This is a genomic window from Pseudomonas sp. SO81 (assembly GCF_030374125.1).
Classification (GTDB): Bacteria; Pseudomonadota; Gammaproteobacteria; order Pseudomonadales; family Pseudomonadaceae; genus Aquipseudomonas.
The window spans coordinates 3,867,132-3,888,883 of sequence record NZ_CP126126.1; the positions used below are offsets into that span (position 1 = coordinate 3,867,132).

A 21,752-nucleotide genomic window follows, 5' to 3' on the forward strand; every position below is an offset into this window, starting at 1 on the left:
CCGGCGCCACCATTCTACGAAGGGGCATGCCGGGGCATATCTAGGTATGAGGCGAACGGCAGATCCCCGCGCCGGGCCCGGACGGCGTGGCGTGCTGCGCTCATACCTTGGTATGGGGGACGCCGACGCTGCGCGTTTAGCGAGGCTAGAATCCTTGGCGACCCCGCCGTCGGGGTCGTCGAGCGAGGAGGGCGCGATGCCGGAAGCCGTGGGGCTGGTGCACATAGTCGATGACGATGCGTCCCTGCGCGCCGCGCTGGACAGCCTGTTTCGCTCGGTCGGCCTGGCCACCCGGCAATACGGTTCGGCCCAGGAATTCCTCGACGCCGAACTGCTCGAGCAGCCCGCCTGCCTGGTGCTCGACGTGCGCCTGCCGGGGCGCAGCGGCCTGGATTTCCAGAGCCAACTGCTGGAGCTGAAGAACCCCATCCCGGTGGTGTTCATGACCGGCCACGGCGACATTTCCATGTCGGTGCGCAGCATGAAGGCCGGCGCCGTGGACTTCCTGACCAAGCCGTTCCGCGACCAGGACATGCTCGATGCGGTGGCCACCGCCCTGGACCGTGACCGCCAGCGTCGTGCGCAGAACCGCGACGTCGCCGGTGTGCACGAACGCTTCGCCAGCCTCAGCCCGCGCGAGCGCCAGGTGATGGCGCTGGTCACCACCGGCAAGCTGAACAAACAGGTGGCGGCCGAGCTGGGCCTGAGCGAGATCACCGTGAAGATCCACCGCGGCCACGCCATGCAGAAGATGCAGGCGCGCTCGCTGGCCGAGCTGGTAAAAATGGCCGGCGTGCTGCAGCTGGAACGCGACGGCACGGCGCGCACATGAACTTCCGTATGATTTGCAAACCGTCCGCTTCGCGCCAAGCTGCAGGCAACTGACACGCGACCCTCCGCCGCGTTGGCCTGCCGGGATGAGCCTGTGTCCGAAGCTCCGCTGATTTCCATCATCGACGACGACGAATCGGTGCGCCTGGCCACCGCCAGCCTGCTGCGCTCCGAGGGTTATCGCACCGAGCTGTTCGCCAGCGCCGAGGACTTCCTGGCCGGCGATGCCGCGCGCTTCGCCTGCGTGGTCAGCGATATCCAGATGCCCGGCATGAGCGGCATCGACCTCACCGACCGGCTGCTGGCCGGCGATGCCGCCGCGCGCATCATCCTGATGACCGCCCGCACCGAGCGCGAACTGCTGGCCCGCGCCGGCGCCAGTGGCGCGGTTTGCCTGCTGTGCAAACCCTTCGCCGCCGAGCAACTGCTGAGCTGCGTCGCCTTGGCCCTGAGCGGCGCCGGTAGCTGTCTGCCCTGACCTATACCAAGGCATGAGCCGGCTGAACCGCGGTCTGATGGTGCCGTCCGCGGCGCCGCGCGACCATGGCTGCAGCCTGGATCAACCGGCCCTGGGCAATCACCGCCAAGTGAAGGTACCCCGCGGCGCTGAACTGGCACCGCCCCTATCCCTGGAGTGCATCATGAGCTACTCGAAACAGGACACCGGCCTGCTGCTGGTCGACCCCTACAACGACTTCCTCAGCGAGGGCGGCAAGCTCACCGGGCTGGCCAAGCCGGTGGCGGACCGCCTCGGCACCCTGGCCAACCTGCGCGCCGTGGTCGCCGCCGCGCGCCAGGCCGGCATCCGCGTGTTCTACGTGCCGCACCACCGGGCGCGGCCCGGCGATTTCCAGGGCTGGCTGCATCCCAGCCCCTATCAGCTGGGCGCCGCGCGGGCCCAGGTATTCGCCGTCGGCAGCTGGGGCGGCGAATGGCACCCGGACTTCCAGCCTCATGACGAGGACGTGGTGGTGCAGGAACACTGGGGCGGCAGCGGCTTCGCCAATACCGACCTGGACCTGCAGCTCAAGCAGCACGGCGTGCGCCAGGTGATCGTCATCGGTCTGCTGGCCAATACCTGCATCGAGGCCACGTCGCGCTTCGCCGCCGAGCTGGGCTACCACGTGACCCTGGTGCGCGATGCCACGGCGGCCTTCTCCGAGGAGGCGCTGCACGCCGCCCATGAAATCAACGGGCCGACCTTCGCCCACGCCATCCTCACCACCGCCGAAGTCACCGCCGCCCTGGCCTGAGTGCTTCGACCCTCCACGGGAGAACAGACATGCGCTACACCACCTTCGGCCGCCGCAGCGGCCTGCGTGTTTCCGAACTGGCCCTGGGCACCGGCAACTTCGGCACCGGCTGGGGCCACGGCGCCGAGCGCGACGAGGCGCGGCGGATCTTCGACGGCTACGTCGAGGCCGGCGGCAACTTCTTCGACACGGCCAACGGCTACCAGGCCGGCCAGGCCGAGGTGCTGCTCGGCGAGTTTCTCGGCAGCCAGCGCGACGACTTCGTGCTGGCCACCAAGTACGGCCTGGGCACCGCGCCCGGCGCCGGCATCGCCCATACCGGCAACAACCGCAAGAACCTGGTGCGCGCGGTGGAGGAGAGCCTTAAGCGGCTCAACACCGATCACCTCGACCTGCTGTGGGCGCACATCACCGACGGCATGACGCCGATGGACGAGATACTGCGCGGCTTCGACGACCTGGTCAGCGCCGGCAAGATTCACTACGCCGGGCTGTCCAACTTCCCCGCCTGGCGCATCGCCCGCGCCGACCTGCTGGCCGAGCTGCGCGGCTGGGCGCCGCTGGTGGGCATCCAGCTGGAATACAGCCTGGCCGAGCGCAGCGCCGACCGCGAGCTGCTGCCGATGGCCGAAGCGCTGGGCCTGGGCGTCACCCAGTGGTCGCCGCTGGGCGGCGGCTTCCTCACCGGCAAGTACCGCGCCGGCAACGACGACAGCCGCGCGACCAAGCTGGGCATGCTGGTGCACGGCGAGAAGAGTGCCCGCGACACCGCCATTCTCGATGCGCTGCTCGGCGTGGCCGAGGAACAGGGCCGCAGCGCCACCCAGGTGGCCATCGCCTGGCTGCTGCACAAGGCGCGGCGCTCCGGCACCACGCTGATCCCGATCCTCGGCTCGCGCACCCGCGAGCAGTTCGATGGCACCCTCGGCGCCCTGCAGGTGAGCCTGAGCGACGAGCAGTTCGCCCGCCTCAGCGCCGCCAGCGCTATCCCGCTGGGCGTGCCCCACGAGCAGGCGGCGGAGATGCGTGAACCCTTCGCCGGCGGCCGCGATCTGCAGTGGCCGACGCTGCCGGTGGTTTGAGGGAAACGGCTAGAGGCTGAAGCCGCCGTCGATGGGGATGATGGTGCCGGTCATGTAGGCGCCGGCCGCGCTGCACAGGCTGATGGCCAGCGCGGCCATCTCCTCTTCGCGGCCCCAGCGCTGCATCGGTATGTGCGCCACGTCCTCGGCCATGGCCGCCTCGTCGCCGGCGATGTGCTTGGTCATCTTGCTCGGGAAGCGCCCGGGGGCGATCACGTTGACGTTGATGTGCTCGCCCACCAGCTCCTTGGCCAGGATGCGCGAAAGCTGGTGCAGCGCCGCCTTGCTCGGACCATAGGCGTAGGCCTGCTCGCCGAACGAGCTGATGCCGGCCACCGAGCCGATGTTGATCACACGCGCCGGGCTCTGTGGGTTGCCGGCCTTGCGCAGCAGCGGCAGCAGTTGCTGGATGCAGCTGAACACGGCGGTGACGTTGAGCTGCATGACCTTCTCCCAGCCTTTCACCGGGTAGCTTTCCAGCGGCGCGCCCCAGGTGGTGCCGGCGTTGTTGACCAGGATGTCGAGCTGCCCGATGCGGCCGCTCAGCTCCTCGGCCAGGGCGCGGGCGCCTTCCTCGCCGGAGAGGTCGGCGGCCAGGCCGATGCATTCGCCATGCACCGACAGCTCCTCGGCAGCCTGGAGGCAGGCGGCGCCATCGCGGGCGCAGATGAACACCCGGGCGCCGGCTTCGAGCAGGCCCTGGGCGATCATCCGGCCGATGCCGCGGCTGCCGCCGGTAACCAGGGCGGTGCGGCCCTGCAGGCTGAAATAGGGATGCATGGCGATTCCTCGAAGGTGATGGGACGAGTCCGTACCCTAAACGAGGCGGCCGGTGGACGCGGCGCTTATAGCCGGCGCAAATGCCGGGGCATCAGCGTTTGCCCTGGCGCAGCGGCTCCAGCAGCGGCTTGAGGCCGTTGTGGTCGATCTCCTGCATCAGCGCCAGCAGACGGCCGATCTCGCCCTTGGGAAAGCCCTCGCGGGCGAACCAGTTGAGGTAGTTGCCCGGCAGGTCGGCGATCAGCCGGCCCTGGTACTTGCCGAAGGGCATGGTGCGGGTGACCAGCAGGAGGAGGTCTTCGGGATTCATGGTCGAGCCGTAGGCGGAGGAGGGCGCAGTGTGCCCTGAGCGACGCCCATGAAAAAGGGCCCCTTAGGGCCCTTTTGTCGTGTGGCGGCGATCAGCTGGTGCGGATCAGGTGGTCGAAGGCGCTCAGCGAGGCCTTGGAGCCTTCGCCCATGGCGATGACGATCTGCTTGTACGGCACGGTGGTCACGTCGCCGGCGGCGAACACGCCGGGGATGTTGGTGGCGCCCTTGGCGTCGACGATGATCTCGCCGAAGCGGCTCAGCTCCACGGTGCCCTTCAGCCAGTCGCTGTTGGGCAGCAGGCCGATCTGCACGAAGATGCCTTCCAGCTCGACGGTATGCACGGCGTCGCTGGTGCGGTCCTTGTACACCAGACCGGTGACCTTCTGCCCGTCGCCCTTGACCTCGGTGGTCTGCGCGCTCTTGATCACGGTGACGTTGGGCAGGCTGTACAGCTTCTTCTGCAGCACGGCGTCGGCACGCAGGGTGTCGGCGAATTCCAGCAGGGTCACGTGGGCGACCAGGCCGGCCAGGTCGATGGCCGCTTCAACGCCGGAGTTGCCGCCACCGATCACCGCCACGCGCTTGCCCTTGAACAGCGGGCCGTCGCAGTGCGGGCAGAAGCACACGCCCTTGGCCTTGTATTCCTGCTCGCCGGGCACGCCCATCTCGCGCCAGCGCGCGCCGGTGGAGAGGATCACGGTCTTGGCCTTGAGCGAGGCGCCATTGTCGAACTGCACTTCATGCAGGCCGCCCTCGCTGCTGGCCGGCACCAGGGCGCTGGCGCGCTGCAGGTTCATGATGTCGACTTCGTATTCCCTGACGTGTTCTTCCAGGGCGCGGACCAGCTTCGGCCCTTCGGTTTCCTTGACCGAGATGAAGTTCTCGATGGCCATGGTGTCCAGCACCTGGCCACCGAAACGTTCGGCGGCGACGCCGGTGCGGATGCCCTTGCGCGCGGCGTAGATGGCCGCCGCGGCGCCGGCCGGGCCACCACCGATGACCAGAACGTCGAAGGCTTCCTTGGCGCTCATCTTCTCGGCATCGCGGCTACCGGCCTGGGTGTCGATCTTGGCGAGGATTTCCTTCACTTCCATGCGGCCGGAGGCGAACACTTCGCCGTTCAGGTAGATGCTCGGTACAGCCATGATCTGGCGGCGCTCGACTTCTTCCTGGAACAGCGCGCCGTCGATGGATACGTTACGGATGTTGGGGTTGAGCACGGCCATCAGGTTCAGCGCCTGGACCACGTCCGGGCAGTTCTGGCAGGACAGCGAGAAGTAGGTCTCGAACTCGAACTTGCCTTCGATGGCCTGGATTTGGGCGATGGTCTCGGCGTCCAGCTTGGACGGATGACCGCCGACCTGCAGCAGGGCCAGCACCAGCGAGGTGAACTCGTGGCCCATGGGGATACCGGCGAAAGCCACGCCGATATCGGCGCCCGGACGAACCAGGGCGAAGGACGGACGGCGCGCATCGCTGCCATCGGTCTTGAGGGTGATCTTGTCGGTCAGGCCGACGATGTCCTTGAGCAGTCCGAGCAGTTCCTGGGACTTCTCGCCGTCATCGAGGGACGCGACGATCTCGAACGGCTGGGTGACCTTCTCGAGGTAGGCCTGCAACTGGGTTTTAAGAGTGGCATCCAACATGACGGGGTTCCTATTACGAATTTCGGACAAACAAACGCCCGGGCGGATCGCGCCCGGGCGTTCGGGCACTTGGAGGGCTGGATCTCAGCCCGCGAAGCGCAAGACGGTTGGGGCCAGGACGGCCCCGGGCAGATACTTAGATCTTGCCGACCAGGTCCAGCGACGGAGCCAGGGTCTTCTCGCCTTCTTTCCACTTGGCCGGGCAAACCTGACCCGGGTTGGCAGCGGTGTACTGGGCGGCTTTCAGCTTGCGCAGGGTCTCGGAGACGTCGCGAGCGATTTCGTTGGAGTGGATCTCCAGGGTCTTGATCACGCCTTCCGGGTTGATCACGAAGGTGCCGCGCAGAGCCAGACCTTCTTCGGCAATGTGCACGCCGAAAGCGTTGGTCAGCTGGTGGGTCGGGTCACCGATCAGCGGGAACTTGGCCTTGCCAACGGCCGGGGAAGTCTCGTGCCACACCTTGTGCGAGAAGTGGGTGTCGGTGGTGACGATGTACACCTCGGCACCGGCCTTCTGGAACTCGGCGTAGTTGTTGGCGGCGTCTTCGATCTCGGTCGGGCAGTTGAAAGTGAAGGCAGCCGGCATGAAGATCAGGACGGACCACTTGCCTTTCAGGCTCTGCTCGGTGACTTCGACGAACTCGCCGTTGTGGAAAGCGGTGGTCTTGAACGGTTGAACCTGGGTGTTGATCAGGGACATTGAGAGAACTCCTGTTGGGGGTTGGTAACTTGATGCTGCGCATACTAACCGCAGTATCCGTAATCGCTAAATTGAATGAAGGCATCAAGACGATTGGTTCGGTCTATGTGCCTGCATCTAAAGAGTGGCAGCGATCTATGACGCTCAGCCGGCGATCTGCAATTGCGGATGTCGCTGGCGATACTGCTCGAATATGTACTGGCGGATGCGCTCGGCATGTTCGCCGTGTTGCACCTGCAGGCCATAGGCGGCGCGATGGCGGCCGATGCGGCGAATGCGCTGGCCCTTAATCGGCAGGCTTTCCTGCCCCGGCAGCGGTAGCCACAGGCTGAATTTCTCCGGCGGCTCTCGCATGGGCGAGCCCAGCACCAGGCTGGTGGGCGCCAATTCATAGACCAGCAGGCCGCTTTCGGCACCGCCGACGTCACGCAGGGCCAGTGGTTCGTCAAGTTCCAGGCGCCACGGGCGACGGACTGCACCGTCCTCGAAGATGCTTGGCGCGCCCATTTCCAGCTGCAGGCCGTGCAGTTCGTCTTCCACCATCTGCAGCGGAAAAGTCATCCGGCAACCATCCATCTGCGCCTCCAGGCTGAGCCTGGCGTGGCTGCCCAGGCGGGCGAGCAGGGCGTTGGCCTGGGGTCCGCCGTCCACCTTGAAGGCGGGAATGGGCAAAGGCTTGCCAATCAATTGGCTGTTGAAGACTTCCCTGATGAAGTTCAGCTCTTCGCTGGACAGGGTAGGTTGCTCGGACATGGGGGCCCCTCCGAGGGCTGCTCGCCAGATACTGCAAGCAAGAAATGCGCCTTCTGGAGGCGGACGAACACATGGGGTGGGACGGCTGCACGCCGGGTGAGTTCCCCGGCAGGCGACATGCGGCATAATGCGCGGCGTTTTTTCTGGAATCTGCGGAGTGCTGCATGAAAGTCGCCATTTTGTCCGGTTCGGTCTACGGGGCCGCCGAAGAAGTCGCCCGTCGCGCCGTCCAGGTGCTGGAAGGTGCCGGTTTCGAGGCCTGGCACAAGCCCGGCGTGGCGCTGGATGAGGTGCTGGCCTTCGCTCCCGAGGCGATCCTGGTGGTCACGTCCACCACCGGCATGGGCGAGTTGCCCGGCAATATCCAGAACCTCTACTACGCCATCCGTGACCGTTTCCCGGCCTGGAGCGGCCTGGCCGGCGCGGTGATCGCCCTGGGCGACTCCAGCTACGACGTATTCTGCGGTGGTGGCGAGCAGATGCGCGAACTGCTGCTGGAACTGGGCATGCGCGAGGTACAGCCGATGCTGCGCCTGGATTCCAGCGAGTCGGTGACGCCGGAAGAGGACGCCATGCCCTGGCTGGCCGAGCTGGCTCAGGTGCTGAAAGGGTAGGGTCTGTTCTCGCTTCGCCGCGGCCGCGACGGAGCCGGTTTTTGTGTGGAGCTAGGCGCGAGGACAGAGGTTTGGTTATTCCAAATGAGCGACGAGTAACAACGCGCCACACAAAAACTGGCCCGTCCCTTTGGGTTGCGCGTCAAATTGCGCCATGTGTTGTTGCGGGACTTGATAAGGGAATGACCATTACCTGCGTCCCGCGCCTAACCTGGCGCAATTTGACTCTGCAACGCGGCTCGCGTCGAAGCGAGAACAGACCCTAATGCCCCCGCGCGCCGCCGAACTGATCCGCGAGCTGCAGCTGGCCGCGCATCCCGAGGGCGGCTACTACCGGCGCCTGTTCACCTCCGCGTGGCGGGATGCCGATGGTCGCGCCGCGTCCAGTGCCATCCTGTTCCTGCTGCCGGGCGGCGTGGTCAGTCGCTGGCATCGGGTCGACGCGGACGAGCTGTGGCATTACCACGAGGGCGCGCCGCTGGAGCTATTGGTCGCGCAGACGCCGGACCGGGTGCACAGCGAGCGGCTCGGCCCGGTGACGGCCGACCAGCTGCCGCAGCGGGTGGTGCCGGCGCAGGCCTGGCAGGCCGCGCGCAGCCTGGGCGATTTCACCCTGGTGGGCTGCACGGTGGCGCCGGAGTTTCGCTTCGACGGCTTTCGCCTGCTGGCCGATGATGCGGCGGCCTTGGCGCTCTGGCCGCGCCTGGCGGGCGACTATCCCGAGCTGCTTTGACCCGCTCGGCCACTAGGCTGGCCTGCAAGGCGACTGGTGGGTGGCCCGTCGCTCGCTAGACTCCTCGGCACAACGACAAATGCCGAGGTACCCGCCGTGAACGCTCCGCTCAATCTCCCCGATGTGAAGAGTCAGGTTTCCGCTGCCGAATGGCAGACCCGCGTCGACCTGGCCGCTTGCTACCGCCTGATCGCCCTGTATGGCTGGGACGACCTGATCTTCACCCATATCTCGGCGAAGATCCCGGGCAGCGAAGAGTTCCTGATCAACCCCTACGGCCTGATGTTCCACGAGATCACCGCGTCGAGCCTGGTGAAGATCGACCTGGCCGGCAGGAAGCTGATGGACAGCCCCTACGACATCAACCCGGCCGGCTACACCATCCACAGCGCCGTGCACGAGGTGCGCCACGACGTGGCCTGCGTGCTGCACATCCACACCGCCGCCGGCATCGCCGTTTCCGCGCAGAAGCAGGGCCTGTTGCCGCTGTCGCAACAGTCGCTGTTCGTCCTCGCCAGCCTGGCCTACCACGGCTACGAAGGGGTGGCGCTGAACCACGACGAGAAGAGCCGCCTGCAGCACGACCTGGGCGACAAGAACTTCATGATCCTGCCCAACCATGGCCTGCTCACCGCCTTCGGCAGCATCGCCGACGCCTTCCTCGGCATGTTCACCCTGCAGCGCGCCTGCGAGATCCAGGTCATGGCGCAGAGCGGCGGCACGGAGCTGATCCATATTCCGCAGCAGATCCTCGATGGCGCCCGCGCGATGATCGCCGGCGTGATGAAGAGCCCCACCGGGATGGGCGGCGCGCTGCCCTGGCCGGCGCTGCTGCGCAAGCTCGATGCGCAGATGCCGGGCTACGCCGAGTGAGCACCTTGCCGGGCATCGGCCTGGACGACTGGCGTTCGCGCAGTCGCGGCTTCAGTTTCAACGGCCAGGCCATCCGCTACTGGACGGCGGGCGAGGGCGAGCCGCTGCTGCTGATTCACGGCTTCCCCACCGCCAGCTGGGACTGGCACTACCTGTGGCAGCCGCTGGCGGCCAAGTACCGGGTGATCGCCTGCGACATGCTCGGCTTCGGCTACTCGGCCAAGCCGCGCGAGCATGTCTACAGCCTGCTGGAGCAGGCCGACCTGCAGCAGGCGCTGCTGGCCCATCTGGGCATCGGTGGGCCGCTGCATGTGCTGGCCCATGACTACGGCGACAGCGTGGCCCAGGAGCTGATCGCCCGTCATCAGGAAGACCGCCTGCAACTGGCCAGTTGTGTGTTCCTCAATGGCGGTTTGTTCCCCGAGACCCACCGCCCGGTGCTAACCCAGAAGTTGCTGCTCAGCCCGCTCGGGCCGCTGCTCGGCAGGCTGTTCTCGCGCAGCAAGCTGAAGGCCAACCTGACCAAGGTATTCGGCCCGCAGACGCCGCCCAGCGACAGCGAGCTGGACGCCTTCTGGGAGCTGATCGCGCACAACGATGGGCCCAAGGTCATGCACCGGCTGATCCACTACATCCTCGATCGCCGCGTCAATCGCGAGCGCTGGGTCGCGGCGATGCAGGAGACGGCGGTGCCGCTGCGGGTGATCGACGGCGCGCTCGACCCGATCTCCGGCGCACATATGGTGGCGCGCTATCGCGAGCTGATCGCCAACCCTGACACGGTTTTGCTGGAAGCCATAGGCCACTATCCGCAGACCGAGGCACCCGCAGAGGTGCTCGCTCACTATCTGGAATTCCGTGAACGCTGGGAGGCGCTGGCATGCAAAGACGCACTCTGTTGAAAGGCGCCGCCGTGGGCGGCGTGGTGGCGCTGGGCGCCCGGTTCTGGGCATTGCCCAGCGGCGCCGCACCGGCGGCATTGAGCCTGGATGGCGCACGCCAGGTGCTGGCCGGCCTCAAGGGCCAGGCGCTGACCAGCATCCAGGGCTGGACCCCGACCGAGGTGTTCAACCACTGCGCACAGAGCATCGAGTATTCGCTGGACGGCTATCCGGAGCTGAAGCCGGCCTGGTTCCGCCACAGCGTCGGCCCGGCCGCCTTCGCCGTGTTCAGCGCCCGCGGCGCCATGCGCCATCCGCTGACCGAGGCCATTCCCGGCGCCGCCCCGCTGGCCGAGCCGGCCAGCCAGGAACTGGCCCTGCAGCGCCTGCAGCTGGCCTTCGAGCGTTTCGCCGCGCACCAGGGCGAGCTCAAGCCGCACTTCGCCTATGGCGCCCTCGACCATGCGGAATACGCCCAGGCTCACGTGATGCACCTGTACAACCACCTGAGCCTGATCAAGCCGGCCTGATTTCTGGCCTTCCAGAGGCCTGCAAGCGCCGTCTCGCCTGACGACCGTTGATCCAACGACTCGAACATCGGCGCAGGCGGCGCAGTCGTTTTCAGGGTATGCACTCCATCTTCGAGGTGATACCCATGAACAAGAAACCGCTTTCCGCGTTGCTGTTCAGCGCCATGCTGACCGGTCTTTCCCTGCCTGCCCTGGCCGAAACCGATTCCACCGGCCCGACCGTACCCGGCTCGACTTCGCCCACGCCGGCGGAGGTGCCGGGCAATACTTCGCCCAATGGCAGCGATACCGGCACCTTTACCCCCGGCTCGCCGACCGGCACCGACAATGGCGTCGGCAATGACAGTGGCCTGGGCAACGATGCCCCCGGCATGAACGGTCCCGGCACGGGCAATGGCACCGGCCTGGGTAACGACAGTGGAACCGGTACCGGGACCGGTACTGACAGCGGCAGCGGAATCGGTAATGGCACCGGTACGGGTACCGGCACTGGCACTGGCACTGGCACTGGCACGGGTACTGGTACCGGCTCGGGCAGCACCGCGCCCGGTACTACCGGCGGCGGCACCGGGACTGGCACCGGTACCGGCAGCAGCACGGGCGGCACCACGGGCGGCGGAACCACCGGTGGCGGCACCTCGGGCGGCAGCACCGGTGGTGGTACTACTGGTGGCGGTGCCACGGGTGGTGGCAGTACTGGCGGCGGCGCTGCTGGTGGTGGCGCGGCCAGTGGTGGTCAGTAACCACGCATAAGGTCGCATTATCGGCCGTCATTCAGGCAGGCCGCGCGCCTTGTGGGGCGAGCGGTATCTGCCTGAAACTCGGGGTTTCGCAGACTGCCGAGGAGCCCTCATGAGCGACGCCATCCGTTTCCAAGATCAAGTGGTCATAGTCACCGGTGCCGGCGGCGGTCTGGGCCGCGCCCACGCGCTGCTGTTCGCCAAGCATGGCGCCAAGGTGGTGGTCAACGATCTGGGTGGCAGCACCCACGGCGAGGGCGCCAACGCCTCGGCGGCGGACAAGGTGGTGGCCGAGATCCGCGCCGCCGGTGGCGAGGCCGTGGCCAACCATGATTCGGTGACCGATGGCGGCAAGATCGTGCAGTGCGCGCTGGACAGCTTCGGCCGCATCGACGTGGTGGTGAACAACGCCGGCATCCTGCGCGACAAGTCCTTCCACAAGATGGAAGACGCCGACTGGGACCTGGTCTACAAGGTCCACGTCGAGGGCGCCTACAAGGTCACCCGCGCCGCCTGGGAACACCTGCGCGAGCAGCAGTACGGCCGCGTGATCTTCACCGCCTCCACCTCCGGCATCTACGGCAACTTCGGCCAGTCCAACTACGGCATGGCCAAGCTGGGCCTGTATGGCCTGACCCGTACCCTAGCCATCGAGGGCCGCAAGAACAACGTGCTGGTCAACGCCATCGCTCCCACCGGCGGCACGCGCATGACCGAGGGCCTGATCCCGCCTCAGGTGTTCGAGCAGCTCAAACCGGAACTGGTCAGCCCGCTGGTGGTGTACCTGGGCAGCAACCAGTGCCAGGACACCGGCGGCCTCTACGAAGTCGGCGGCGGCTGGATGGGCAAGGTGCGCTGGGAGCGCAGCCTGGGCGCCGGCTTCGATCCGAAGACTGGCTTCAGCCCGGAAGACGTGGCGGACAGCTGGAAGCAGATCGGCGACTTCGAAGGCGCGGCGCACCCGGACGACAACGTCACCGCCCTGCGCGAGATGATGGCCAACCTGCAGAAGCACGCGGGCTGATCCGCCAGCGACACGGGGGATTCGGCCAGCGGGCTGTTTTCCCGGCGGCGCGGAGTTAAGTTGAAGGCCGGCAGCGATGCCGGCCTTTTTCGTTTCCGCCTTCTGGAGCCCGCCATGAGCCTGATCGTCGAACACAACGGCCCGGTCACCATCCTCACCCTGGACCGACCGCAGGTGCGCAACGCCGTGGACCGGCCCACCGCGGACGCCCTGGCCGCAGCGCTGCGGGCTTTCGAGGCGGATGACTCGGCGCGGGTGGCGGTGCTCACCGGCAGCAGCGGCACCTTCTGCGCCGGCGCCGACCTGGGCGCGGTGGCCGAAGGCGGCGAGCGCAGCAATCGGCTGCAGGTCGAGGGCGATGGCCCCATGGGACCCAGTCGCATGCAGCTGAGCAAGCCGCTGATCGCCGCCATCGAGGGCCATGCCGTGGCCGGCGGCCTGGAGCTGGCGCTGCTGGCGGACCTGCGGGTGATGGCGACGGACGCGGTGCTCGGCGTGTTCTGCCGGCGCTTCGGCGTGCCGCTGATCGACGGCGGTACCGTGCGCCTGCCGCGCATCATTGGCCAGGGCCGGGCGCTGGACCTAATCCTCACCGGGCGTGCGGTGCATGCCGAGGAGGCGCTGCAGATGGGCCTGGTCAACCGGCTGACGCCGCCGGGACAGGCGCGAGCCGTGGCCGAGGCCCTGGCGCTGGAGATCGCCGGTTTTCCGCAGCGCTGCATGCTGGCCGACCGCGCCAGCGCCTACGGCCAGTGGCAGCTGCCGCTGGACGCGGCCCTGCGTGCCGAGTTCCGCGGCGGCATGGCGGTGGTGGAGAGCGGCGAGACCCGTGCCGGCGCGCGGCGTTTCAGCGAGGGCGCCGGTCGCCACGGCGAGTTCTGAGCGAGACAGATATTGGTGCGCTGTACTACGCGCGTCGAACGGCCTAGTGCAGCGCCGGCGTGCGCCCCATGCGGCCCAGTTCGTCGAGGCGCTGGACTAGGCGCACCCGATCTTGCTCGTCGTCGCACAGCAGCAGGGCGCGCTCCAGGTCGAAGCGCTCGGCCTGCGGGCAGTCCAGTTCGTGGTAGATGGCGGCGCGCAGCAGGTGGTCGCTGCTGTTCGGCGGCGCCAGCAGGATGATGCGCTCGGCGTCCTTCAGCGCGGCCATATGGTCGCCGGCGGCGCCGTGCAGGTGGCAGAGGTTGCGCGACAGGCGCAGCAACAAGGCGCGTCCGTCACACACCTGGAAATGGCTGGCGCCCAGCTCGGCGCCGGGGCCGGCGACACGGGCCAGTAGCTCGCGGCAGTCGCGGGTATACAGGCGGCGGCCGTTGCAGGGATCGAGCAGGTGGTCGGCGCCGGGCACGCGCAGCAGCAGGTGGCCGGGGAAATTCACCGCCTGCAGCGGAATATCCAGACGCTGGGCCAGCTCCAGGGCGATCAGCGCCAGCGACAGCGGCTGGCCACGGCGGCGTTGCAGCACCTGGTGCAGCAGTGCGGCGCGCGGGCGCAGCGGCAGGTCGTCGTCTTCGTGGAAGTCCAGCTCGCCCAGGCGCCGCAGCAGCGGCTGGGCCAGGTCCGGGCCGGCCAGGTTGGGCAGGCCGGCGGCTACCTGCTGGCGCAGGTTGGCGAATTCGCGCAGCACCTGCTCCGGCTGCAGCGTCGGCTCATGCTCGGCGGCGATGTACAGGGCCGCCCGCAGCAGCGCGGGCGGGTCGGATTCCACACAGGTCAGCCAGGCGGGACGAGCGGTCATGCGGTTCTCCGTGACGAGACGCGTGAGCAGACTATTGCCCGTCCGGCTCGGCTCGTCCAGTCACTTTCCGCGCGCGGCTCAGGCGTAGACGCGCTGGCCGCGGTACATGCGCACCGAGTGGCCGCGCTGTTCGGCCTCGATGTCCTGGGGCGCGCTCGGCTGTGCCGGCAGCTCGTGGCCGCGATACTGGCGCGCCGGATGGGCCGGTACGGGGGCTGCCGCGGCGCTGTCGCTCAGCTCGGCCAGGCGGATGCCCAGCCTGCGGGTGTCCTGATCGCTCGAGCGCAGGCAGGCGAGGAGCATGGCCTCGACCGCGTCCGGCTGGCTCAGGCGGATGTCCACGGACAATTCCTCGCGCAGACGGCGTCGCAGCGACTGCATGCAATCGAGAACGGCTTTGTTCAGTTCCATGACGGCTCCCTCGTATCGGTTGCTCGGCGCGAAGACTCAGGTTCAGGCCAAAGCAAGGCGCATACCAGAACGCCGGAGCGGCGAACTGTGCGGGCCTTCACAGGTCCATAGGCGGCCGACTGCCCGACGCTGGTGCAGGTTGCACTGGTCTGGCGCCCGCTGAAGGCGAGCCAGCGAACCGGGTATACTGGCCGCCATCCGTTCTGCCTTTCCGTATTTCTGAAGGTTTCTATGCGCAACGACGCCCACGACGAACTGGACCATGTGCCCAGCCTGACCACCGATCCGCGCGACCGTGACGACTATCAGCTCGGCTACCAGGCGCCCGCCCAGAGCCATGCATCCCGCAGCAACGCGCCCAGCTACCCGCAGGTGGAGCGGCGCCGTGGTTTCGGCACCGGGCCGCTGTGGGCGCTGATCGGCGCGCTGGTCATCGCCCTGGGTGGCCTGAGCTGGTGGAGCTACCAGCAGGTGCTGCACATGCAGGAGTCGATAGTGGCGACCCAGGACGCCTTCGCTCGCATCAGCGAGGAGGCCGCTGGGCGTATCCAGGACATCTCCGGCAAGGTGGTGGCCACCGAGTCCAGCGTCACCAGCGACAGCGAGGCCCTCAAGTTGCGAGTCAAGCAGCTGGAGACCAAGCTGGCCGAGCTGAGCAAGCAGCAGCAGAACGTGGCCGGCCAGCAGAGCGGGCAGGGCAAGCGTATCGACCAGCTGGCCGCCGACCTGAAGACCCAGCAGAGCTCGACTGCCCAGTTCGATGGCAAGCTGGACAAGCTGGCCAGCGAGCAGAAGAGTGGCCTGGCCGGTGTCGGCAAGCTGCAGGAGCAACTCAAGGGCCAGGCCGCCGATATAGAGGCACTGAAGAAGAGGGGCGATCAGAGCCAGGCCGTGCGCAGCCTGGAGCAGGACCTGCTGGTGCTGCGCAGCGAACTGGAGAACCGTCCGGCGCCGAGCAACAACACCGCCGAGTTCGATGCCTTCCGCGCCCAGGTCACCCGCAACATCAACGGCCTGCAGGCCCAGGTGCAGAACCTGCAGCAGCAGCTCAACAGCCGCTAAACCCTGCAGATGTAAAAAGCCCCGCCTAGGCGGGGCTTTTTCATTCTGGCGACTTGGCCTAGGCGCAGTTGGCGTGGCGCAGCGTCTGCCGGCTGGTGCGGATGAACTGGTCGATGGCCTGGACCAGCAGGTCGCCGTCGTCCAGGGTCAGCTCGCAGGGCGCGTGGCCCTCGGCTTCGCACAGGTACACGGCGTGGCTGGCCTGGCGGTGCAGGCACTGGTAGCGCTGCTGGCGCGCCTCGACCCGCAGGCTGAGCAGGTCGACATGGGCCACCGAGACCCGTTCGCTGTCGCCGACGGCGAGGGCGCCTTGCTGCAGCAGCGGGGTGTGGGTGAAGGGTGAGGCGGACAGCATCACCTGTTGGCACTCGGCGAGGTCCTCGCGCAGGCGGCTGTCGAGAAACCAGTTGCCACGGATGTCGCGATGCAGGTCGAGACTGCGCTGGCCGTGGTTGTCCACCTTCAGCCACAGGCGGCGGAAGCGCCAGCGCTCGTCGTACTTGAGGGTATAGGTGGCGACGATGCTGTTGCCACGGATGCTCTGCATCAGGTGGCTGCTGGCATTCACCCCGTCGCTGGCGATATCCAGGTTGAGGTGTTCGACGCCGGGGTTGGTCCAGGGCTTCCAGACCAGGCTCTGTTGCATCCTTGCACTCCTCCGCTCAAGGCGCGCCGGCATCCTGCCGCGCTAGATGGGACAGAGAATACGGCGCTCGCTGCGCGCTGTCTGTCAGCCAAAGCCGACAGATGCGCAGCTTGTTGCGCACTCAGGCCTTGCGCTTGAGCGGTTGCTGGGCGAATTGCACCCCGCCCAGGCCGGTGTCCTGCAGGGCGCGGATATTGGCGTGGTCGTTGCCTTCTGGGGTGGCCAGCACGGAGCGATAGTGCTCGCCGAAGGCGCGCAGGGTCTCTTCCAGGCTGAGGCCTTCGAGCAGGGCCAGGCCGAGGGTCTTGCACGAACCTTCGTTCTGCCCGGCGGCGCTCTCCACGGCGCCGTTGCGGAAGGCGCTGGGCTGGTAGTCGTAGTGCTCGGCGACGAAGGCCAGGGTCTCGGCGAACTGGAATTGCTCGCCGTGCAGGCGGGCGCGGAAGTCTTGCAGGCTCATCAGTGCTGGTTTCCTTTGTCGAAGGCGGCCTGCTGCTCGGCAGTGGCTTCTTTCTGGTATTGGGCTTTCCACTCGGCATAGGGCATGCCGTAGACGACTTCACGGGCCTGCTCCATGTCGACGGCCACGCCCTGTTCATCGGCGGCGGCCTTGTACCACTTGGACAGGCAGTTGCGGCAGAAACCGGCGAGGTTCATCAGGTCGATATTCTGCACATCGCTGCGTTCACGCAGGTGCTGGACCAGGCGGCGGAAGGCGGCGGCTTCCAGCTCGAGGCGTTGTTGTTCGGTCATACAGGCTCCTTGTCATCGGAAGCGGATTCAAAGTCTCGCGAGCTAGAGCCAGGCTAGGCGGGAAAGGGGCGAGGGCGCGGAGTTTACATGACGTAAATGAGCACCCGAGGCCCTTTCCCAACGACGCATGGCCGACGCGCAGCAGACTTTGGGCCGCTTCTCAGCGGTGGGCGGCGAGGGTGATTGATACCGACTCGGCGAAGCGCAGGGCGTGCAGCTTGTCCACTTCCACCTCGGCGTAGCGCACGGGCGGATTGGCCATGACCAGGTCGAGGATCTCCTGGGTCAGGCGCTCGAGCAGGGCGAAGCGGTTTTCCTCGACGTGGCGGATCACCGCCTTGGTGATGGTGCGGTAGTTCAGCGCGTGGTCGATGTCGTTGTCACGCACGGCCTCGTCGGCCGGGTAGAGGATGGTCAGGTTGATCAACACGTCCTGCTTGTTGTTGATCTCCTCCTCCTTGATGCCGATGAAGGTGCGCAGGCGCAGGTCCTTGACCCGGATGCGCGCCATCCCAGGTTCCAGTCGCGGCATTTACTTGCTCCGTCCGATCAGTTGCAGGAATTCCTGGCGAGTGTTGCTGGACTCGCGGAAGGCGCCCAGCATAACCGAGGTGAGCATCTGCGAGTTCTGCTTTTCCACCCCGCGCATCATCATGCACATGTGTTGCGCCTCGATCACCACGGCCACGCCGGCGGCGTTGGTGACGCTCTGGATAGCTTCGGCGATCTGCCGGGTCAGGCTCTCCTGGATCTGCAGGCGGCGGGCGTACATGTCGACGATGCGCGCCACCTTGGACAGGCCCAGCACTTTGCCGGTGGGGATGTAGGCGACGTGGGCCTTGCCGATGAAGGGCAGCAGGTGGTGCTCGCACAGCGAGTACAGCTCGATGTCGCGGACGATCACCACCTCGTCGCTGGTCGAGGCGAACAGCGCGCCGTTGACGATCTCTTCCAGCGACTGGGCGTAGCCGTGACACAGGTACTGCATGGCCTTGGCGGCGCGCTCGGGCGTGTCGCGCAGGCCCTCCCGCTGCGGGTCTTCACCGAGGCCGAGGAGGATTTCGCGGTAGTGCTGCGGCAGGTTCATGGTGCGGTCCTCAGACCAGGTGGCGACCGCCGTTGACGGTCAGGGTGGTGCCGGTGACGTAGGGGTTGTCCAGCAGGTAGCGCAGGCTCTGGTAGATCACCTCGGCGCCGGGCTCGAAGCCTAGTGGCGTCTCGGCCAGGCGCTTGGCGCGGTACTCGGCATCGTCGCCCTCATTGAACTGGATCAGCGCCGGGGCGATGCCGTTGACCTTGATCGCCGGGGCGAAACGCGCGGCGAAGGACTGGGTCAGGCTGTCCAGCCCGGCCTTGCTGGCGCAGTAGGCGGGACGCTTGGCGCTGCCCTTGCGCGAGACGTCGTCGCCGAGGTGGACGATGTCCGCCGGGCCGCCGTGGCGCAGCAGCGCCTCGCAGTGCAGGTTGATCAGGTAGGGCGCGAGCATGTGCACGCTGACCATGCGCTGGAACACCTCGGCCTCGTGGCCCGGGGTTTCCGTCTCCCAGTCCGAGGCGTTGTGCACGATGGCGCGCAGGCGCTCGGTGGTGCCTTTCAGCTGCTCGATAAAGGCGAGGATGCCGGCCTCGCTGGCGAAGTCCGCCTGCAGCGCGATGGCGCCGCGCTTGCGCAGGCGCTGCACGCCCTCGCGCTCGCTGCGGTAGCTGAAGATCACCGGCTGACCGTCGTCGAGCAGGCGCTCGGCGCAGTGCATGCCGAGGCGCTGGCCGGCGCCGGTGATCAGGATGGGGGCAGGGGCAGTCATTGCGGGGCTCGTCGATCAGACCGGATCGGCCAAGTAAACCCCAGGCCCCGCTGCGCTACAACCATGCGCAGCGTGGGGGAAAGCGCCGCTTCAGGGCGTCTGCAGCACTTCGTCCGCCTGGCGCACGCGGCGACCTTGCAACCAGGGATCGAGGAGGTGGGTGGAGAGCGGGATGAACCAGTAGGTCATCAGCGGCGTGAGCAGCAGGGTGCTGAGCAGCACGCGCAGCACCAGCGGCCACTCGGCCATGAAGCCGCCGAACATCAGGTTGAAGGCCAGCGACACCGGGAAGAACGCCAGCCAGATGGCCACGCTCTGCTTCCAGCGCGGCGGGCGGCGCAGAGCGTTGCCGAACCAGGCGTCCAGGCCGCTGACCCGGCGCTCATGGGGCTGGGCGAACAGGCCGCTGCCACGCTGCAGCCAGGCACGGCGCGAGGCGGAATGCTCCCAGGCGGCGAGAGTGGCGGAGTCGGCGAAGCGGAAGATGATCTGGAACTCGTCGTCTTCGGGCGGTGGGGCGAGGACGCCGGAGCCGAGGTAGCCGGGGAAGTCGGCGGCGAGTTGCTGGCCTTCGTGCAGCCAGGCGCGGAAATCCTGGAAGCACTCGCGCGGAACGCGGCGTGCCACCAGCATGGTGACCGGATCGGTAGACATCGTGTATCTCCACAGCGACAGGCGCGGCCCGGATAGGGCGGTGCGCGGTATGGTCCGCCGGGGTGATGGCGGAACATAGAATTAGGTCAATGTTATTGCCATTTATGGAGGATGACTAGAGGCGTGTCCGTGGCAATTCGGCCAATGGTCGGGCAAAAGAAAAAGCCCGGCACTGAGGCCGGGCTTCTTTGCAGCGCGGGTGCGCTTACTTCACTTCCACCGCCAGGCTTTCGGCGATCTTCTTGTTCCAGATCGCCGGGCCGGTGATGTGCACGGACTCGCCCTGGGTGTCGACCGCCACGGTAACCGGCATGTCTTTCACTTCGAACTCGTAGATCGCTTCCATGCCCAGCTCGGCGAAGGCCAGCACCTTGGACTTCTTGATCGCCTGGGCGACCAGGTAGGCGGCGCCGCCGACGGCCATCAGGTACACGGCCTTGTTGTCGCGGATCGCGTCGATGGCAATCGGGCCGCGCTCGGACTTGCCGATCATGCCCAGCAGACCAGTTTGCTCGAGGATCTGGCGGGTGAACTTGTCCATACGGGTGGCGGTGGTCGGACCAGCCGGGCCTACCACTTCGTCACCGACCGGATCGACCGGGCCGACGTAGTAGATGAAGCGGCCTTTCAGATCGACCGGCAGCTCTTCGCCCTTGTTCAGCATGTCGACCATGCGCTTGTGCGCAGCGTCGCGGCCGGTGAGCATCTTGCCGTTGAGCAGCACGGTCTCGCCCGGCTTCCAGCTTTGCACTTCTTCCGGGGTGATGGTGTCGAGGTTGACGCGGCGCGCGCTCGGGCCGGCTTCCCAGACGATTTCCGGGTAGGCGGACAGGTCCGGCGCTTCCAGCTCGGCCGGGCCGGAGCCGTCGAGCACGAAGTGGGCGTGACGGGTGGCGGCGCAGTTGGGGATCATGCACACCGGCAGGCTTGCTGCGTGGGTCGGGTAGTCCATGATCTTGACGTCGAGCACGGTGGTCAGGCCGCCCAGGCCCTGGGCGCCGATGCCCAGCTGATTGACCTTGTCGAACAGCTCGAGGCGCATTTCCTCGATCTTGTTCTGCGGACCGCGAGCCTTCAGTTCGTGGATGTCGATGTGCTCCATCAGCACTTCCTTGGCCATCACTGCGGCCTTTTCGGCGGTGCCGCCGATGCCGATGCCGAGCATGCCCGGCGGGCACCAGCCGGCGCCCATGGTCGGCACGGTCTTCAGCACCCAGTCGACGATCGAATCGGACGGGTTGAGCATGGCCATCTTCGACTTGTTCTCGGAGCCGCCGCCCTTGGCCGCGACGTCCACTTCCACCTTGTCGCCGGGGACGATGGAGTAGTGGATCACCGCCGGGGTGTTGTCCTTGGTGTTCTTACGCGCACCGGCCGGGTCGGCCAGGATCGAGGCGCGCAGGACGTTCTCCGGCAGGTTGTAGGCGCGACGCACGCCCTCGTTGATCATGTCGTCGACGCTCATGGTGGCGCCGTCCCAGCGCACGTCCATGCCGACCTTGACGAACACGGTGACGATGCCGGTGTCCTGGCAGATCGGGCGGTGGCCGGTGGCGCACATGCGCGAGTTGATCAGGATCTGCGCCATGGAGTCGCGCGCGGCCGGCGACTCTTCCTTCAGATAGGCCTCATGCATGGCCTGGATGAAGTCGACGGGGTGGTAATAGGAGATGAACTGCAGGGCGTCGGCGACGCTCTGAATCAGGTCGTCCTGCTTGATCACGGTCATTTGGGCGCTCCTCTATCAGGGAACATCTATAAGGAAACGCCGGACCACGACCCGGCGCAACTGCAAAAAATTGTCGGGAACGATTTTTGACGTCGCCCGCGACGGCCCGCAGGGTGGCCGCCAGGGATGGCGGGTCACAAAAAAGGCGGCGCAGTATAGCGCGCTGGCAGGGACCGGCACAGCCGCGCGGGCTGGCCGATGG

At 67.0% G+C, this 21,752-nt stretch carries 28 protein-coding genes; 13 read left to right on the plus strand and 15 right to left on the minus strand.

The features are described from left to right. Positions 1 to 196 precede the first annotated feature (196 nt). The 4 genes from OH686_RS18160 to OH686_RS18175 all read left to right on the plus strand — a co-directional run bounded on the left by OH686_RS18160 (position 197) and on the right by OH686_RS18175 (position 3,166). Positions 197 to 832: a response regulator transcription factor gene (locus OH686_RS18160; protein WP_289534280.1), complete on the plus strand. Its 636-nt coding sequence runs from the start codon at positions 197 to 199 to the stop codon at positions 830 to 832. Positions 833 to 925: 93 nt separating this feature from the next. Then, complete coding sequence (locus OH686_RS18165; protein WP_192397779.1) at positions 926 to 1,309, plus strand: response regulator transcription factor; 384 nt, start codon at positions 926 to 928, stop codon at positions 1,307 to 1,309. A gap of 163 nt (positions 1,310 to 1,472) precedes the next feature. After that, positions 1,473 to 2,084: a cysteine hydrolase family protein gene (locus tag OH686_RS18170; RefSeq protein WP_289534281.1), complete on the plus strand. Its 612-nt coding sequence runs from the start codon at positions 1,473 to 1,475 to the stop codon at positions 2,082 to 2,084. Positions 2,085 to 2,113: 29 nt separating this feature from the next. Further along, entirely contained in the window at positions 2,114 to 3,166 is a 1,053-nt protein-coding gene (locus OH686_RS18175) for an aldo/keto reductase (protein ID WP_289534282.1), read from the plus strand. A gap of 9 nt (positions 3,167 to 3,175) precedes the next feature. Here OH686_RS18175 and OH686_RS18180 read toward each other — a convergent pair whose 3' ends face one another. From OH686_RS18180 to OH686_RS18200, 5 genes are all read right to left on the minus strand, one after another. Further along, positions 3,176 to 3,946 carry an SDR family oxidoreductase gene (locus tag OH686_RS18180; RefSeq protein ID WP_289534283.1) on the minus strand — a complete coding sequence of 257 codons (771 nt, stop codon included), beginning with the start codon at positions 3,944 to 3,946 and terminating at the stop codon, positions 3,176 to 3,178. A gap of 91 nt (positions 3,947 to 4,037) precedes the next feature. Further along, on the minus strand, positions 4,038 to 4,256 hold the full coding sequence (locus OH686_RS18185; RefSeq protein ID WP_137971305.1) for a DUF3820 family protein: 219 nt from the start codon (positions 4,254 to 4,256) through the stop codon (positions 4,038 to 4,040). A gap of 91 nt (positions 4,257 to 4,347) precedes the next feature. Further along, positions 4,348 to 5,904 (minus strand): alkyl hydroperoxide reductase subunit F, encoded by a 1,557-nt coding sequence (gene ahpF, locus OH686_RS18190; RefSeq protein WP_289534284.1) that lies wholly within the window; start codon positions 5,902 to 5,904, stop codon positions 4,348 to 4,350. A 136-nt stretch (positions 5,905 to 6,040) separates the two neighbouring features. Beyond that, entirely contained in the window at positions 6,041 to 6,604 is a 564-nt protein-coding gene (ahpC, locus tag OH686_RS18195; protein WP_192397773.1) for an alkyl hydroperoxide reductase subunit C, read from the minus strand. 144 nt (positions 6,605 to 6,748) lie between these two features. Further along, on the minus strand, positions 6,749 to 7,357 hold the full coding sequence (locus tag OH686_RS18200; RefSeq protein WP_289534285.1) for a PilZ domain-containing protein: 609 nt from the start codon (positions 7,355 to 7,357) through the stop codon (positions 6,749 to 6,751). Between the two features lie 164 nt (positions 7,358 to 7,521). Between OH686_RS18200 and OH686_RS18205 the strand changes: the two genes are divergently transcribed. From OH686_RS18205 to OH686_RS18240, 8 genes are all read left to right on the plus strand, one after another. Beyond that, positions 7,522 to 7,971, plus strand: a complete 450-nt coding sequence (locus tag OH686_RS18205; RefSeq protein WP_137971309.1) for a flavodoxin — start codon at positions 7,522 to 7,524, stop codon at positions 7,969 to 7,971. Positions 7,972 to 8,236: 265 nt separating this feature from the next. Continuing rightward, positions 8,237 to 8,704, plus strand: a complete 468-nt coding sequence (locus OH686_RS18210) for a cupin domain-containing protein (RefSeq protein WP_289534286.1) — start codon at positions 8,237 to 8,239, stop codon at positions 8,702 to 8,704. A 96-nt stretch (positions 8,705 to 8,800) separates the two neighbouring features. Further along, a complete protein-coding gene (locus OH686_RS18215; RefSeq protein WP_289534287.1) occupies positions 8,801 to 9,577 on the plus strand; it encodes a class II aldolase/adducin family protein in 777 nt (258 codons plus the stop codon). Further along, positions 9,574 to 10,479, plus strand: a complete 906-nt coding sequence (locus tag OH686_RS18220; protein WP_289534288.1) for an alpha/beta fold hydrolase — start codon at positions 9,574 to 9,576, stop codon at positions 10,477 to 10,479. Before OH686_RS18215 ends, OH686_RS18220 begins: the two co-directional genes overlap by 4 nt. Further along, positions 10,458 to 10,988, plus strand: coding sequence for a DUF1569 domain-containing protein (locus OH686_RS18225; RefSeq protein ID WP_289534289.1), 531 nt, complete (start codon positions 10,458 to 10,460; stop codon positions 10,986 to 10,988). The genes OH686_RS18220 and OH686_RS18225 overlap by 22 nt, the downstream gene beginning before the upstream one ends. Positions 10,989 to 11,113: 125 nt before the next feature. After that, on the plus strand, positions 11,114 to 11,731 hold the full coding sequence (locus OH686_RS18230) for a hypothetical protein (protein ID WP_289534290.1): 618 nt from the start codon (positions 11,114 to 11,116) through the stop codon (positions 11,729 to 11,731). A gap of 109 nt (positions 11,732 to 11,840) precedes the next feature. Continuing rightward, complete coding sequence (locus OH686_RS18235; RefSeq protein WP_289534291.1) at positions 11,841 to 12,752, plus strand: SDR family oxidoreductase; 912 nt, start codon at positions 11,841 to 11,843, stop codon at positions 12,750 to 12,752. Between the two features lie 114 nt (positions 12,753 to 12,866). Continuing rightward, positions 12,867 to 13,634: a crotonase/enoyl-CoA hydratase family protein gene (locus tag OH686_RS18240; RefSeq protein WP_289534292.1), complete on the plus strand. Its 768-nt coding sequence runs from the start codon at positions 12,867 to 12,869 to the stop codon at positions 13,632 to 13,634. A gap of 43 nt (positions 13,635 to 13,677) precedes the next feature. Here OH686_RS18240 and OH686_RS18245 read toward each other — a convergent pair whose 3' ends face one another. Both OH686_RS18245 and OH686_RS18250 read right to left on the minus strand, forming a co-directional pair. Beyond that, the gene (locus OH686_RS18245) at positions 13,678 to 14,490 is read right to left on the minus strand and encodes a SirB1 family protein (RefSeq protein ID WP_289534293.1); all 813 of its coding nucleotides are present in this window, start codon (positions 14,488 to 14,490) and stop codon (positions 13,678 to 13,680) included. Between the two features lie 78 nt (positions 14,491 to 14,568). Next, positions 14,569 to 14,901, minus strand: a complete 333-nt coding sequence (locus tag OH686_RS18250; RefSeq protein ID WP_289534294.1) for a hypothetical protein — start codon at positions 14,899 to 14,901, stop codon at positions 14,569 to 14,571. Between the two features lie 231 nt (positions 14,902 to 15,132). Between OH686_RS18250 and OH686_RS18255 the strand changes: the two genes are divergently transcribed. Continuing rightward, positions 15,133 to 15,963, plus strand: a complete 831-nt coding sequence (locus OH686_RS18255) for an ATPase (protein WP_289534295.1) — start codon at positions 15,133 to 15,135, stop codon at positions 15,961 to 15,963. Between the two features lie 58 nt (positions 15,964 to 16,021). Here the strand turns inward: OH686_RS18255 and OH686_RS18260 are convergent, their stop codons facing one another. The 8 genes from OH686_RS18260 to OH686_RS18295 form a co-directional block, all read right to left on the minus strand. Further along, positions 16,022 to 16,609: a putative glycolipid-binding domain-containing protein gene (locus OH686_RS18260; RefSeq protein ID WP_289534296.1), complete on the minus strand. Its 588-nt coding sequence runs from the start codon at positions 16,607 to 16,609 to the stop codon at positions 16,022 to 16,024. Between the two features lie 121 nt (positions 16,610 to 16,730). Beyond that, entirely contained in the window at positions 16,731 to 17,069 is a 339-nt protein-coding gene (locus OH686_RS18265; RefSeq protein ID WP_256662104.1) for a HopJ type III effector protein, read from the minus strand. Beyond that, positions 17,069 to 17,362, minus strand: coding sequence for a DUF1244 domain-containing protein (locus tag OH686_RS18270; RefSeq protein WP_289534297.1), 294 nt, complete (start codon positions 17,360 to 17,362; stop codon positions 17,069 to 17,071). The genes OH686_RS18265 and OH686_RS18270 overlap by 1 nt, the downstream gene beginning before the upstream one ends. A gap of 160 nt (positions 17,363 to 17,522) precedes the next feature. Further along, complete coding sequence (folX, locus tag OH686_RS18275; protein WP_289534298.1) at positions 17,523 to 17,894, minus strand: dihydroneopterin triphosphate 2'-epimerase; 372 nt, start codon at positions 17,892 to 17,894, stop codon at positions 17,523 to 17,525. After that, positions 17,895 to 18,449, minus strand: a complete 555-nt coding sequence (gene folE, locus OH686_RS18280; RefSeq protein ID WP_137971323.1) for a GTP cyclohydrolase I FolE — start codon at positions 18,447 to 18,449, stop codon at positions 17,895 to 17,897. It lies immediately after the preceding gene. Between the two features lie 10 nt (positions 18,450 to 18,459). Then, positions 18,460 to 19,167 (minus strand): dihydromonapterin reductase, encoded by a 708-nt coding sequence (folM, locus tag OH686_RS18285; protein WP_289534299.1) that lies wholly within the window; start codon positions 19,165 to 19,167, stop codon positions 18,460 to 18,462. A gap of 90 nt (positions 19,168 to 19,257) precedes the next feature. Then, a complete protein-coding gene (locus OH686_RS18290) occupies positions 19,258 to 19,821 on the minus strand; it encodes an antibiotic biosynthesis monooxygenase (protein ID WP_289534301.1) in 564 nt (187 codons plus the stop codon). Between the two features lie 205 nt (positions 19,822 to 20,026). Next, positions 20,027 to 21,550 carry a fumarate hydratase gene (locus OH686_RS18295; protein ID WP_289534302.1) on the minus strand — a complete coding sequence of 508 codons (1,524 nt, stop codon included), beginning with the start codon at positions 21,548 to 21,550 and terminating at the stop codon, positions 20,027 to 20,029. Positions 21,551 to 21,752 lie beyond the last annotated feature (202 nt).